The organism is Legionella navarrensis (assembly GCF_052527415.1).
In genome coordinates, this window is record NZ_JBNVZR010000006.1 from 52,075 (window position 1) to 67,386 (window position 15,312).

Below are 15,312 nucleotides of genomic sequence, written 5' to 3' on the forward strand. Positions count from 1 at the left end.
GTTCTAAATCTATGGACACCAGTTATAAACCGCAAGAAATTGAAGAACAGGCCCAGCAGTACTGGCACAAAAAACAATGTTTCAATGTCACTGAAGACCTGAATAAAGAAAAATTCTATTGTCTTTCCATGTTCCCCTATCCCAGCGGCACCCTGCACATGGGGCATGTCCGTAACTATACCATCGGCGATGTGATAGCCCGCTATCAGCGTGCGCTTGGTAAAAACGTACTTCAGCCCATTGGCTGGGATGCGTTTGGTCTGCCGGCGGAAAATGCGGCCATTAAACATGGCATACCTCCAGCCGAATGGACTAAAAAGAACATCGCGTCCATGAAAGAACAGTTCATGCGTCTCGGCAATGCCTACGACTGGAAACGTGAGTTTGCAACCTGTGACGCGGATTACTATCGCTGGGAACAGTGGTTTTTTATTCGACTCTTCGAAAAGGGGCTGGTTTATAAAAAAAATGCGGTTGTTAACTGGGATCCGGTTGATCAAACCGTACTGGCCAACGAACAGGTAGTTGATGGCCGCGGCTGGCGCTCTGGTGCCCTTGTCGAACGCCGTGAGATTTCTCAATGGTTTGTTAAAATCACCGCCTATGCGGATGAGTTGCTGCGCGATCTGGATACGCTCACCGAGTGGCCTGCGCGGGTTAAGCAAATGCAGCGCAACTGGATCGGTCGTTCAGAAGGCTCCGAAATATTTTTTAAGGTTAATGAATTACCCAAGCGCTTAAAAATCTACACCACGCGCCCAGACACATTAATGGGAGCAACCTATCTGGCTGTTGCGCCGGATCATCCCATAGCCAAAGAGGCCGCCCGTCAGCGTCCCGAGGTTCAGGCATTCCTGGACAGCTGTCAGGGTGTTCGCATGGCTGAAGCCGATATGGCTACCATGGAAAAACGTGGCATTGATACCGGATTTACTGCTGCTCACCCAGTGACAGGCAAACACATCCCAATCTGGGTGGCCAATTTTGTCTTGATGCAGTACGGTTCTGGTGCTGTTATGGCAGTTCCCGCACACGATCAGCGCGACTGGGAGTTTGCCAGCAAATATCAGCTTCCCGTCATACAGGTTATCGAGCCAGCAAGCGGTATACATGACTTTTCAAAATCTGCTTACACAGCAGAAGGTACGCTCATGGCATCCGGGGAATTTGATGGTCTGCCGTCGACAGAGGCGGCTCATCGTATTGCCGAATATCTCGAAGCCAATGAGCTGGGTAAAACCACGATTAATTATCGTCTGCGGGATTGGGGCGTATCGCGTCAACGCTATTGGGGAACTCCTATCCCCATGATTCACTGCGAAGAATGCGGTATCGTTCCGGTACCGGAACAGGATTTACCCGTTACACTGCCCGAAAATGTCGAGTTAACCGGCAGCGGATCTCCTTTGGCCAACTGCCCTGAATTTACCCATGTTGCCTGCCCTAAATGTGGACAGGACGCTACGCGCGAAACCGATACCTTCGATACCTTCTTTGAATCCTCCTGGTACTATGCCCGTTTTGCCTGTAAGGGTCAGGATAACGCCATGCTCGATGATCGCGCCAAGTACTGGACGCCGGTTGATCAATACATTGGCGGTATCGAACACGCTGTCATGCACCTTCTCTATGCACGCTTTTTCCATAAACTGATGCGTGACGAAGGACTGGTCAATTCAGATGAACCTTTCAAGGCGCTGTTAACGCAGGGCATGGTCTTGAAGGATGGCCATAAGATGTCTAAATCCCTGGGCAATATTGTCGATCCTAATCACCTGATTGATACCTATGGCGCCGATACGGCGAGGTTGTTTACCATGTTTGCAGCCCCACCAGAACAATCACTGGAATGGTCGGACTCTGCCGTAGAGGGTGCGCACCGCTTCCTCAAGCGACTGTGGGCCTTCGCGTATCAGAATCAGGAACTGCTGCGCAATACCAATGAAGCTATTGCCGACGGAAACGGTCATATCGATTGGCAACAGGCTGACTCACGATTGAAAAAAGCTCGATACAATGTCAATCAGATTCTGGCTCAGGCCAATCTGGATTATGAGCGACACCAGTTCAATACCGTCGTTTCCGGATGCATGAAGCTGTTTAACGAACTGTCAGCTCATCCTGTCGAGACGGAGGCAGAAGCCTACGCACTGAACGCTGGCATGAGCATCCTCCTCCGACTGCTTGCGCCGATAACGCCGCATATCTGTCATCACCTCTGGATACAATTGGGTTACGATAAGGCCATTATCGATGCCAAATGGCCAAAGGTCGATAAAAGCGCGCTTAAAAGCGATGAGCAGGATTATGTCGTTCAGGTCAACGGAAAACTGCGCGCGCAGTTCACTGCCGCTGTGGATACACCTGAAGAGCAGTTGATTGAGCTGGCAAAAACACAGGCTCATGCCTTTATTGAGGGCAAAGACATCGTGAAATCGATAGTCGTTGCTCACCGGGGTCTGATTAACCTGGTTATTAAATAAATGTTTAAACGGGCGATCTGGCGTTATTTCATTGTTGCGACAATCGCCCTGTTGCTCAGCAGCTGTGGTTTCAGGCTGCGCGGCATGGCTGATATACCTCCATGGCTAAATAATATAGCAATTGTTGTACAAAACGGACATAAAGATCTGGTGCCTCTGTTAAAAGAGCAACTAAGAGCCTATAAGATCCGCATCAACCCTGATCCCGCCCGTGCTGACTACATCCTGATTATTGAGCAGGACAGCCTGCAGCAAAAAATCACCAGCGTCAGTGCCAGTACCACGCCGCGCCAGTATCAGCTATTGTATAGCGTGGTTTATTCGCTTGTTAAACGCAAGGCAGCGCCGATTGTTTCATCCCGCCTGATTGCAGTAACACGCCAGCTGACGGTTAATAACAATCGTATACTGGGCTCCGACTCAGAAGAAAGCATGATTACCCGTGACATGCGCGAGGATGCTGTCATGCAAATCATCAGCCGACTGGGTCGTTGAAACATTATGTTAATCAAGCAAAACGGCTTTAACCTGCGTCTTAATAAGACCCTGCCATCAGTGTTTCTATTGATTGGCCAGGAACCCCTGCAACTGGATAATCTGGCTGTATTAATCAAGAAAACCTGGTCACAGCAGTCCGGTGCTGACGTAGAGCAGAGCATTATTCACATCCATAACGCCAGTGACTGGCAGCGCGTGGCAGAAGAGGCAAACAGTTACTCGCTTTTTTCCAACACGGTGCTGCTGGATGTACGTTTTGACAAGAAGACACTGGATGCCAGTGGAAAGGCGATGCTGGAACATTACCTGAAGTCCCCGAATTCACGTTGCCTGATTCTGATACGCGCCCCAGATCTGCCCGTTAAGCAAGTCAGCAATCTGGCCAGTCATGATTCCGTACACGTCATGTCAATTGGAACGCCCTCTCCCACTGAGATAAGACAATGGATAAGCTCGCGATTAAACGCAATGGGCGCTCAGGTCGATCCCGGCATCCCCGCCCTGATTCAACAGTACAACGAAGGGAATCTGCTGGCCTGCTCTCAGCTATTGGATAAGCTGGCGATTCTTATCGAACCTGGTACCGCCTTGACTGCCGAAACGGTAAAAGAGCAGCTTATTAATCAGTGCGAATATTCACTCTATGAGCTTGCCGATGCCTGCCTGACAGGTGACAGCGTTAAGACACTTCTGCTGCTAAGGCAGGCTGCCGCTAATAAAACCGAAGCCACCCTTGTTCTATGGCTGTTGACTCAGGAAACACGCCTGCTCATGCAGCTACAGCCCTTTGCAGGCCAGCCTGGTACTCTGCGCGACAAGGCAACACAATTAAAAATATGGTCCAGCCGGCAAGGATTGTATCTAAAGGCCGCAGGACGCTGCCAGCCAGCCACACTGACCAACCTGCTACGACTTTGCAATAAATTGGATTCTGATATAAAAACGGGCCACAACCGACAGGTATGGAATAATTTCGAGCTAATTGCACTAACCCTGTGCTCTGGAAAACAAATTGGCTGCCCTGCATAGTATACTGATATTTGGCGGTACCTTTGACCCGGTACACAACGGGCATATCAAGGTAGCTATAGCGGTCCAGGACCACTTTCAGTTTGAGCGCGTAATTTTTCTGCCCTGCAAAATTCCCGTGCTGAAAAATAAGGCCAAGGCCAGCGCGGAACAGCGTGTGACCATGTTAAGGCTGGCCCTCAACGAACATCCCCAATACCCGTTTGAAATCGACGAACGCGAACTGCAGCGCAACACACCATCCTACACCGTCGACACCCTCGAAGACTACCGCAGGCAGATGGGAGCAAAGGTTTCCATTAACTTCCTGATGGGCGCCGACAGCTTTGCCAGCCTCCCCAGGTGGCACAACTGGCAGCGGATTTTAATGCTTGCAAATTTACTGGTAATCGAGCGTCCGGGACATGCCAGGCCCGACGCATCCCTACATGGTTTGCCTGCCGGGCATCTGACCAATAACGCTCGGGAATTAAAAACCATGCCTCATGGCCTTATCTGTTTCTTCAATGCCGGCCAACACGATATTTCGTCCACTGCTGTTCGTAACCGTACGAACGTAAAAACTCATCTTCCAGAATCCGTTAAAAACTATATTGATAAACAGGGCCTGTATCGCAACTAAATGAATTAATTTCAGGTTTTGGCCATAAACATTGAACGAATGTTTGCAACACTGTTATTGAAAAATGCAATCATAAGCAGCTATACTTGCCAACAATCTTTATGACTTGTTTTTTCAACCTGTCACTTTAGCAAAAATGTTACATTTCAATGCCTGATTGACAACTGAAATATGAATTTTTCTGGCTGTAACCATGCAAATTTACTGGCATAATCCGCTGCCTTTATCTGCAATGTATTTTTTTGATGAAAGAAGATATTTCTTATCGTCAGACATATCTTTCCTGGGTGTTCTCTCGTCGGATAACGCATACATGTGTTTTACTGATTTCGAGGAATCTAACATAGCTTAAAGATTCAACTATAATCATAACAAGCCTTATAAGCAGGTTACCTATGCTGACAAATAATGTTTATTGTATTTCCAATTACAGCAGGACTACTGAAGAACAGACCGATTCGGTAGTAAATAACAAACGCGTGCATTGGAAGCATAATACGCATAGGCATGTTGATTTTGGAACCTTCCCCAATCGACAGCTAATCCAGACAGTCGCAACCCGGTTTTCTGTCATAGAAAGGCCTATAGTGCTGATTATTTGTATCCTTGCTTTCATGGACGAGGAGCAGTGTTATGAAAAAATATGATGTACATAACAGTGTGTTGCCTTTCTATTTTGCTCATCAATCAGATGGGCATACCGATTCCTACAACCTATGCTTTTCCTATCAGCTCAAAGGGGAAGCCAGTGTATCCCTCTTGCTTGACGCCCTTCAGGAGCTCATCCGATCACAGGCCTGTCTCAGGCAGACATTTACGGTCGAACATCAAAAGGTTACAGCTCAAATCCATGGTAGCCTTCCTGCTGAAATACATTATTTTAACGCTGCTGACTCTGATATTGATAATCTTGAAAAAGCGCTGATTAGTGAACCACATGAAATTGATAAGAAATCATGCATCAGGGTAAATGTAATCAAAAACTCTGACACGGATAATTATCTTATTCTGTTTAATATTCATCATATTTTGATGGATGGCATGAGCCTGGAACAGTTTATTTCTGATTTAAATCAATTACTGGCGGGTAAAAAAATCACGCAGGAAAAAGCTGAAACCTATATATCAAGAGTAGCAATGGAGCCGCAGCTTCAGGACAAAAGCAGCCTTGAGGGCCTTGCCGAATACATTCAAACAATTAATGACATTGCTGATGGAATGGACTATTTTGACACAAAATCAAAAGCCAGAATCGAACATTATACCGGAGTACTGCCCGCATTTATCTCAGATAAACTGCTGGAGACTTCCCGGCAGCAACATATCAGTATTTTTAATTTATTATTACTGGCCTGGGGTGTGTTTGTTGCGAAGCTTGGTGATCAGGATAAAACCCTTATTAATTATCCCGTTAATATTCGTAAGGACAAATCTATTTCCGGCTGCTTTATAAATACTCTTACTTTTCCATTAATTCTTAGACAGGAAGACACCTATATCAGTCTGATGCAGTCTTGCATTAATAATCTGGATTTTTTCAAGCATCTTGCAAGGCTAAGAATAAGTCTTAGCCCCAACATAGGTCTTCTATCAAATTTTGCCTGCTCAAACCATGCAAAACCAAACGATCTTGTACTGGAAGGGACCCCGATTAAAGGCAAAGGATACGCTCAGATTGCCAATGCTAACATCAGTATCAAATACAGAAGCTATGAGAATGGCCTTAGCTTTAGCTGTGATATTTTATCTGGAATCTTTCCAGAAACGGTGACGTCGTCCTTATTATCCCGCTTTTTTAATTTCGTAAATAAACTATTAGATGCGCCTGCTCAACCCCTGTTGCACATGGATTTAACATTTGCCACGGAGCGTCAGCAGGTTTTATACGGTTTTAACGAGACGTTTCAACCGTTCCCAAAAGACAAAACGCTTATAGATTTATTTGAGGAGCAGGTAGAAAGGACGCCCGATAATATGGCGCTTGTATTTGAGGATGTTAGATTAACCTACACGGAGCTCAATGAAAAAGCGAATCAGCTTACCCATTATCTAACCCTTCACCATCAGGTTAAACCCGACGACCTGATCGCATTGTTACTGGATAGAAATGAATACACAGTCATTGCAATTCTAGCGGTGTTAAAAGCTGGGGGAGCTTATGTCCCCCTTGATCTCAGTTACCCCAGGGAGCGGATAGAGTATATTCTGGAGGACACCCAGGCAAAAATAATTCTTATCAATGAAACCCATCAGGATAAGCTTGAGCATTTGTCTGGATCAGCTGATTTTCATGAAGCTGCAAATCGAAAAAATATCAGCGTCATGGCCATTGACAGTAAAAAACTGCAGAAAGAACTGACAGCTTTAGATAAATCCGACATCGTAACCGCCGGTACCAGTGGAAATCTTGCTTACGTGATTTATACAAGCGGTACGACAGGTAGACCCAAGGGCGTACTGATTGAGCATAAAAGCGTGGTTAACACCCTGCATGCCATGGCAGGCGTTTACCGAAGACCTGATGAGGACACGGGCCGCCCCCTAAAAATCACGGCCTTTACCAGCTATGCATTTGATGTGTCTGTTTCGGAGTTTTTTGTACCCTTGCTGCAGGGCGATGAGTTGCATGTCTTAAGTAATACACTCAGACAGGATGTCATTTTAACCGGGAAATACATTAACGATAATCAAATCAATTACAGCTATTTACCACCCGTTTTACTCGCTAACCTGCCCCGCATCAAATACCCGTCCCTGGCTGGAATTATTTACGCAGGAGAGCCCTGCGATAGAGAAACGGCGCTTTATTGGTCACATAAAACCAGACTGTTTAACTATTATGGCCCAACCGAGACATCAATTTATGCAACGGGTCTTCAGCTTAAAGACGGTGAAGTGAATCTCATAGGAAAGCCTATAGCCAACACGAGCGCCTACGTGTTAAACAAACAAATGCTTCCACAACCAATAGGCGTCGTTGGCGAATTGTATATAGGTGGTGCCGGCGTAGCTCAAGGTTATTTGAATCAGAGTACCTTAACAGCTGAGCGATTTATTGATAATCCCTTTCAGACAGAAGAAGAAAAAATCCAAAGCATTAATTTTCGTCTTTATAAAACAGGCGACCTGGTTCGATGGACTCCTGACGGAAACCTTGAATATCTGGGACGTAATGATCATCAGGTCAAACTGAGAGGCTATCGCATCGAGCTTGCGGAAATAGAATCGGTATTATCGAGCTACCCGGGAATTAAGCAATCTGTGGTAATGGTGAAAAAACAGATTGATGCAAAAGACGGTCATACCAGCAGCCAGTTTCTGGCAGGCTACTATGTTGCCGACGAAAAAATTCCAGAAACAATGATTCAGGACTTTTTGGCAGCACATTTACCAGACTACATGCACCCAGGCGTGCTGGTTCATTTAACCCACTTACCTGTAACACCAAATGGCAAGCTGGACAGGCAGGCGCTTCCTGTTCCAGTCTTCACTCAAAATGACAACTATGTGCCTCCAGCAAATGAGAAAGAGGAACTGGTCTGCAAGGCATTTGCTAAAATACTGGCCGTTGAGCGAGTGGGTATCCTCGATGATTTTTTTAAATCGGGGGGAAGCTCCATTATGGCGATAAGCCTGGTATCAAGCTTACAGGCTAATTTTAACATTAATGTCGCCGATATCTTTAATCTGAAAACACCTAAAAAAATTGCGAGCAGTATTCCCTTTATTAAAGACAACTTAAAGAATAATTTGGAAAAAATCCGATTAGACTATCAAGCCAGAAAAAATACCCCAGATATTCCAGAGCGGTTTAAAGATAAATTAGACAGCTATTTCTCTTCAGTAAATCAATGTGTTATCAATTGCAGGCCATTGCCTGTTGCTAATGTCCTCCTCACGGGCGCTACCGGTTTTCTGGGCTGTAACCTTCTCAACACGCTCTTAACATCGACGGAGTATAGTTTGTTCCTGCTGGTACGCGCCGAGTCTCATGAAGAGGCGTTTACAAGAATCAATTACAAGTTTAAATTTTACTTTGATCAGAGCCTGAATCATGTTCGCAATACGCGCCTGTTTGTTTACGCAGCCGATATTGAACAAAAGGACCTGGGTCTGTCAAAAGAAGATTATCAAATGCTGCTGGAGCAGGTTGACAGCGTGATACATTCCGCTGCTCTCACAAAACATTATGGTGACTACGAACGGTTTTATTCGGCAAATGTGCAGGCCACTATCAACCTGTTAGAATTGTCCAAATTAACCAGAATGAAAAATTTTCATTATATATCTACCCTTTCCGTGCTGAATGAGGGTTACGTTCACAACAGCGACCAGTATATTTTTACTGAGGATGATGCGGGTGATAACCTGGAAGGACGCTCGAATGTTTATGTAAAAACGAAATATGAGGGTGAAAAAATTGTAATGAAATACAGAAAAAAAGGGGTAAACAGTAATATTTATCGCATAGGGAACCTGGCTTTTATTTCGAGCAACTGTCGCGCGCAGGAAAATATTGAAGACAATGGCTTTTTTACCCGACTTAAGTGTTTGATCAATTTAGGACAAGTCTCCCCGGAAACTGGCCTGGAAGAAGTGTCTCCGGCAGATTTAACGGCAGAAGCCATTGTGAAGCTGTTTGATAAAGAAGAGCTGACAAATAACATTTACCACGTAGCGAATCCTGTATTATGCAACCTGGGTGGAATTCTCACGGAAGAAGCCGCCTTCAAGGTCAGGATGGTGACGACAAACGAGTTTATTACGAATATAATCGACAATGTAGATAACCCGGTGTATCAAATTCCAATCGAGCGTTTTCTGCTGCATCGTCGGTGGTTAAATGAATGGCACGGCTTTTCAACTGCTATTCGTATTTTTCAGGATCGTACAGATGCCATTTTGAAACAATTAGGCTTTGAATGGTTTCCTATAACCAGCGAAATGGTAATTAACTATATACAGCGGGAGCTTGTACGTGACAAAAAAAGCCAGCATACTTGAACTTCTTGAAATTGTCGCCCCAATCCTGCCTGCCCCAATTTACTGGGAAGATGCCAACAGCATTCTTTTAGGTGGGAATGAAGCCGTTTTTAAGGCTACAGGAGCCTTGTTGGCTGAGGCCTATGTGGGAAAAAATCTTTTTGAATTATATCCACCTGACATGGCCGAGTATATTAAGCGCCACAATGATGAGGTGATGAGAACAGGAAAGGTCCTTTCTCAGGAAGAGACGATTCAAGACATCTCAACAGGCGAAATAAAATATTTTACGGCAATTAAGGCCCCTTTACGTGATGAAAACGGAACAATTATCGGCATTGTCGGTACATCCATAGACATTACTGAGCGTAAAAAAATGGAAGCTGATCTGATAACAGCCAAGGAAGCGGCGGAATCAGCCAACCTGGCTAAAGATCAGTTTCTGGCTAACATGAGCCATGATATCCGCACTCCTTTAACAGGAATCATTGGTATCTCAGCTCTCTTAGAGCAGGAGGTTCAGAAACAAGAGGAAAAGGAGCATGCTCATTGGGTAAATGTCAGTGGCGAACAGCTGCTCGCATTACTTAACAGTGTTCTGGATATCGTATCGCTGGGGAAAAATCAGGAAGGCTCCGTTAATCTTGAATCCGTTAATATCAATCAGCTCCTGCGAAATATTGCCGATCTGGAGCTGCCAACCATTAAATTAAAGCACCTCGAGCTGACTCTGGATGTAGATAGTAATGTCCCTGAATTTATTATTACCGATCCGGTAAAGCTTCATCGGGTTTTGCTAAACCTTCTGGGTAATGCAATAAAATTTACAGATAAGGGCCAGGTTGGGATAAAAGTTCAATACAAACATATCAATCCTGAAAGCGGTCAACTTGAGTTACTGGTAAGCGATACGGGACCCGGTATCGCCAAGGAAAATCAGCACAAGGTATTCGAGCGATTCTACCGTGGTGATCCATCCTATAAAGGTCATTACACCGGCTACGGTGTAGGTTTGCATATCGTTCAGGAATATATTGCCGTACTACAGGGAAATATCAGTCTTGAAAGCCAGGTAGGCAAAGGGACGACATTCAAGGTCAGTATACCGGTCAACGTTGCCGGCAAAACGATTGAAGCGGAATCACAGGACTCACCAGTTCATCATACGTATCATTTTGATGATGAAAAAGATAAAGACACGTATACTCTCAATACACATTCAATAGAATGCTCTCCTCCTGTCGTTCTTTTAGTAGAAGATAATCCGATTGCGCTAAAGGTGGTAGAATCGATTGTTAAACAAGCCGATTGCCAGTATTTATCGGCAAGCACCGGCGAACAGGCTCTGGAGCTCATTCAAGCCCATGAGTTTGATCTTATCCTGTCAGATATTGGTTTGCCGGGCATATCCGGTAATGAACTGGCCACCTCTATTCGTGAAATGGAAAGTCGCTCTGGAAGAAAGCCGACGTTTATTATTGGATTAACCGCTCATGCTGTCAGCGCCACAAAAAAAGAGTCATTAAAAGCTGGAATGAACCAGATAGTAACCAAACCCATTAACCTGCGTACCCTGCAGGATATTCTTAAGCATTACATATTGCCTAAACGAAAACAGCCGTTATCCGATGGGGAGTTATCCGCAAGTGACCTCCTTAATACTGACGATAAGCTGTTTAAAATCGACCAATACCCCTTACTTGATGTATATGCTGGTCTGGAAACGCTCGGCTCAATTGAAACCATGAAAGAACTTGTGACGATTCTTCTGCACGACGATCTGCCAAGAGATCTGCAGGCCATTAAAAACGCCTATGCGGAGCAAGACTGGAAGGCCGTAGAAAAAACAGCCCACAAAATGAAGAGCAGCGCACTGTATTGTGGAACCACACGCATGAAATATGCCTGCCAATACCTTGAACGCTACCAGAAAGCGGGCTATTCGCACCTCCAAAACGAGCTTTATCTCCAGCTGATAAGGGTTGTCGAGCAAACAGCCAGGGCTATTACTGACTGGCTTTCCAGCGTGAAGTAAAAAATTTAAGGTAATAAATGGACATCGACACAATCGATGTCCGCAATAATCCCATCAGATAATGCAACAGATACCTCAATACAGGAGATAGCATGAATAAGGTCATATTGATTACAGGATCAAGCACAGGGATAGGTGCCCTGACTGCAACAGACCTGTCTCAGGATAACCAAATCATTATTCAATATTTTTCATCGAGGGACAGCGCAGAAGAAGTCGCCGCCGATGTTGAGAAAAACGGAGGAATCCCCTATCTCATCAAGGCTGATTTAGCGTCTGAAGAAGGGTGTCAACAACTTGCATCCTTCATTGAAAATCAGTTTGGGAAGCTTGATATTTTGATCAACAACGCAGGTGGGCTGGATGAAAGACACAGTGCATCGGAAATAACCTGGCCTTTACTGGAAAAAATTTTTCATCTGAATGCCTTCTCGACCATGTATCTGACTTCATTATGCATCCCCTTACTTCACAGAAGCATGTCACCATGTATCGTAAATATCACATCTGTCTCTATGCGTACCGGCGCACCAACTGCCACCGTTTATGCCGCAGCGAAAGCAGCCATTGACTCCTTCACGCGAGGCCTGGCTCATGAACTTGCCCCAAAAATCCGCGTAAATGCTATCGCTCCGGGCTATATTAACACCCCTTTTCATCATGGATTAACATCAGAGGAAGAATTAAAAAGCATAGCCGCCATGACGCCTCTGAGTATGATAGGTGAACCCAGACATATAACTTCGGCAATTAAACTATTAATTGAAAATGATTTTATCACCGGTGAAACCATTGACGTTAATGGCGGGTTATTTATGCGATAAAATCAGCACGCTGGTGAGGTGATTTGTCAACCACAGAACGAAAGCCATATGCCGGTCATCAACCCAGTGATAACCGGCAACGCTCTATAGCCTCGCCTGCAGACGCACTGGCAGAGCGGATGCGTCAGATGAAGCCGATTTACTTTGTCCAAACAATCCATGCATTGCCGAACCCGACAGGCGCTCTTGCTGTTCAGCCATCAATCGTTGATTGATAACCTGCTCGAGGCGTGTTACCAGACTATGAATATCGACAAACCGGGTATAGCCATAATGGGCTGTGACACGGATATTATTGGGAGGACGGGTATCCACCTCGAATTTAACCGGCGAGTGGTCTGCTTTCAGCAACACTTCAAAAGCGTGAATATTCTGAAGATTTTTAATGCGAAAAACCAGCATAGCCCCACGACGACTGGCGTCCAAAGGCGTAATGAATTCTATTTTGTCGCCTAGAACCTTTTCCAGCAAAGCCAGCAGATAGCGCGTCAGTGATTCTGAGCGTGCCATCAATTTGTCCCAGCCAATGGCGTGCATGGTTTGCATATATTGCTGTGCTGGAGCTATAGCAACAGGTGAGGGATTGCTGCATCGAAACGCAACAGCACCACGCTGCATCATGATATCGGGGTTATAACCGTCAATAACCTGAAAAACCTCACTGGAACGTGCCGCCTTCCATCCCTGTATGGGCGCATATGTTTCCAGATCAATCTCTTTATCTACGTAAAAACCACCACCACTGCCAGCCGAGCCAGTTAAATATTTATAACCGCAGCATACGGCATAGGTAACAGGCAGGCTTTTCAAATCAATAGGCCGGTTGCCGACCGTATGAGCCAAATCGAGCCCGACAATAATTTTATGCTGCTGCAATATCTCACTTAATTCATCCAGGATTCGTTTTATATCCAGACGCTGGCCGGTGCTGAATACAATATCAGACAAATGCAAAATCTGGATGTTTCGTGCATGAGTTTTAACATACTCAATAATGAAGTCTTCACTATACAATCCGCGCGCATCAGCCTGAATTTTAAAACACAGCTCATCAACCTCCGGAGGACGCCTGCCGCCTGCGAACAGGTCAAACCCAGCTGCCGTCAGGATACCTCTTTTTAAGACTGAGTGAATAATAGCCTGATCCGAAAAAAACTCATTGCTCAGATAGCAGATACCTGTTTTACCACTCTCCCAATCGGCTTTAGATGGCATATAAAATGTCGACAACAGACGCCCAAGATTGGCAGACAATCCTTCCTGTGTGTAGATAAATTCAGAGGAATCAGCAAAGCCCAGCATGGGCTGCATGGCACTGACAGCATCGGGATCAATATCACAATCAAACCAGTTACCACTAATGGCACGAGTTTTTTCAAAATGACCATCGTGCAGCTTACTTGCCTGCAGTTTATTAATACGCCCATACTCACGAACAGCCGGCCAGAACACCGGCCCAAGAGAATGGCCAGCAAACGGCTTTATGTCACCAGATGAAAATTTCCTGTGCAAATCAGCCAAAGGATCATGTTCATCCAGCTTCATCGCCAGGTCATGACTAAAAGGATCAGACTCATTTGCCAGAGCCGACATGAACGCATCAGGATCAGTATTTATCAGTTTATGTAAATTAGGCATCGAAGATTCGGTAGGCAGGATTAAGGTGGCTCATTTTATTCTGTTCAATAATGAATTGAAAGATGTATTTGATTATTGCACTTGCAGCTTTTATTAAACTTGATAGATGAAAGATTTTTTACATGGTCAGGTTTGAAGCAATGCTTCTCGGTTCATCATAACTGACTTAAAAGATGTATTTTGATCGACTGTATACTTTGTAATTTTCATTGTCGGATAATGTGCCATGCTTTTTTTATTTTTCTGAGGTCTGTTGACAATTGCTCTCCATCAGCCCGCGTACCGCGCTTTATGTGCGATATCTAGACAGTATTGAGCGATTCCTGGAATCTTATTGCACACTTGGACTCCGCGAACGAGTCACGGGGCATAGAGAACTGAATTGTCAAAACGCCTGAGTAAAAAGTTAAATACAACATTGAGCTAAGCGCCCAATGTTGCTAGAAACGACGTTATTAGCCGCTCTTTTCATACTACTTTCAATGACACGCAGGAATACAATAAGAATTGCCTTGATAAAACATATAATCACCAAATTGATTAGAAACATTCCAGCAGCAACTGCTATATTTCATATCAGACTGAATTACATTCTTATCTGTTGTTTGGCTCTTTATTTTCTGTAGGCAAGATTCAATACTGGATGATGTTTTATCACAAAATGCGATCAATTTATTGTATAGTTCTGGCTTAATTTCACTGCTAGACATATTTTTAAATCTATTAGCCTCAACTTCTGAAATTAAGTTTAAAGCATGACTGTTCATAGCCATTGCTAACATTGATACCGCTATCACTTTTTTCATTTATTCATACCTTTATATCAACTGTAAAATCTCCTTCCAAATTACCAGTGATTAATCCTTTACCCACCCAATAAAATCAACCTCTTTCCTCAAATTTTCAACTTCAATGCTCTCTATTTTACCCATTTTAATTGCTATAAATTCAGTCTGCATTGAACAATGATAAGCAGTCATATAGAATGGCGTTAAGCACAAACTATAAACCTTACTGCAATAATAAATATATTTCGAATATCCATATAATTTTTTCTATTTATTACAAAAACTGTAATACCTCCAGAAAAAGTTCTGGAAGGAACGTCCACGAATAAAGAGTCATTGTAAATAAAATCTAACAAAAGACGTTCTTCCATGGACATGAGAAAAATTTTGAGATTTTTATGAGTTAGATTGA

General features: G+C 44.4%; 9 protein-coding genes. 7 read left to right on the plus strand and 2 right to left on the minus strand.

Annotated elements, in window-relative coordinates:
- Positions 1–11 precede the first annotated feature (11 nt).
- From leuS to ACQUTA_RS05455, 7 genes are all read left to right on the plus strand, one after another.
- Positions 12–2,483: a leucine--tRNA ligase gene (leuS, locus tag ACQUTA_RS05425; RefSeq protein ID WP_444987197.1), complete on the plus strand. Its 2,472-nt coding sequence runs from the start codon at positions 12–14 to the stop codon at positions 2,481–2,483.
- A complete protein-coding gene (locus tag ACQUTA_RS05430; RefSeq protein WP_444987198.1) occupies positions 2,484–2,978 on the plus strand; it encodes an LPS-assembly lipoprotein LptE in 495 nt (164 codons plus the stop codon). It abuts the gene before it with no gap.
- A gap of 6 nt (positions 2,979–2,984) precedes the next feature.
- The gene (holA, locus tag ACQUTA_RS05435; protein ID WP_444987199.1) at positions 2,985–4,010 is read left to right on the plus strand and encodes a DNA polymerase III subunit delta; all 1,026 of its coding nucleotides are present in this window, start codon (positions 2,985–2,987) and stop codon (positions 4,008–4,010) included.
- Positions 3,994–4,632: a nicotinate-nucleotide adenylyltransferase gene (gene nadD / locus ACQUTA_RS05440; RefSeq protein ID WP_444987200.1), complete on the plus strand. Its 639-nt coding sequence runs from the start codon at positions 3,994–3,996 to the stop codon at positions 4,630–4,632. The genes holA and nadD overlap by 17 nt, the downstream gene beginning before the upstream one ends.
- A 633-nt stretch (positions 4,633–5,265) precedes the next feature.
- Positions 5,266–9,636: a non-ribosomal peptide synthetase family protein gene (locus tag ACQUTA_RS05445; RefSeq protein WP_444987201.1), complete on the plus strand. Its 4,371-nt coding sequence runs from the start codon at positions 5,266–5,268 to the stop codon at positions 9,634–9,636.
- A complete protein-coding gene (locus ACQUTA_RS05450) occupies positions 9,611–11,650 on the plus strand; it encodes a PAS domain-containing hybrid sensor histidine kinase/response regulator (protein WP_444987202.1) in 2,040 nt (679 codons plus the stop codon). The genes ACQUTA_RS05445 and ACQUTA_RS05450 overlap by 26 nt, the downstream gene beginning before the upstream one ends.
- Positions 11,651–11,742: 92 nt before the next feature.
- Positions 11,743–12,474: an SDR family NAD(P)-dependent oxidoreductase gene (locus ACQUTA_RS05455; protein WP_444987203.1), complete on the plus strand. Its 732-nt coding sequence runs from the start codon at positions 11,743–11,745 to the stop codon at positions 12,472–12,474.
- 84 nt (positions 12,475–12,558) lie between these two features.
- Here the strand turns inward: ACQUTA_RS05455 and ACQUTA_RS05460 are convergent, their stop codons facing one another.
- Together ACQUTA_RS05460 and ACQUTA_RS05465 are read right to left on the minus strand one after the other, a co-directional pair.
- The gene (locus tag ACQUTA_RS05460) at positions 12,559–14,112 is read right to left on the minus strand and encodes an aminotransferase class V-fold PLP-dependent enzyme (RefSeq protein WP_444987204.1); all 1,554 of its coding nucleotides are present in this window, start codon (positions 14,110–14,112) and stop codon (positions 12,559–12,561) included.
- Positions 14,113–14,591: 479 nt separating this feature from the next.
- A complete protein-coding gene (locus ACQUTA_RS05465; protein ID WP_444987205.1) occupies positions 14,592–14,918 on the minus strand; it encodes a hypothetical protein in 327 nt (108 codons plus the stop codon).
- Between the last annotated feature and the right edge of the window lie 394 nt (positions 14,919–15,312).

What these genes read in the sequence shown, in the direction of transcription:
- holA (WP_444987199.1), top strand. Translation starts at nt 2,985, where the DNA reads ATGTTAATCAAGCAAAACGGCTTTAACCTGCGTCTTAATAAGACCCTG.
- ACQUTA_RS05460 (WP_444987204.1), bottom strand. Translation starts at nt 14,112, where the DNA reads ATGCCTAATTTACATAAACTGATAAATACTGATCCTGATGCGTTCATG.
- ACQUTA_RS05430 (WP_444987198.1), top strand. Translation starts at nt 2,484, where the DNA reads ATGTTTAAACGGGCGATCTGGCGTTATTTCATTGTTGCGACAATCGCC.
- ACQUTA_RS05445 (WP_444987201.1), top strand. Translation starts at nt 5,266, where the DNA reads ATGAAAAAATATGATGTACATAACAGTGTGTTGCCTTTCTATTTTGCT.
- leuS (WP_444987197.1), top strand. Translation starts at nt 12, where the DNA reads ATGGACACCAGTTATAAACCGCAAGAAATTGAAGAACAGGCCCAGCAG.
- ACQUTA_RS05465 (WP_444987205.1), bottom strand. Translation starts at nt 14,918, where the DNA reads ATGAAAAAAGTGATAGCGGTATCAATGTTAGCAATGGCTATGAACAGT.
- ACQUTA_RS05455 (WP_444987203.1), top strand. Translation starts at nt 11,743, where the DNA reads ATGAATAAGGTCATATTGATTACAGGATCAAGCACAGGGATAGGTGCC.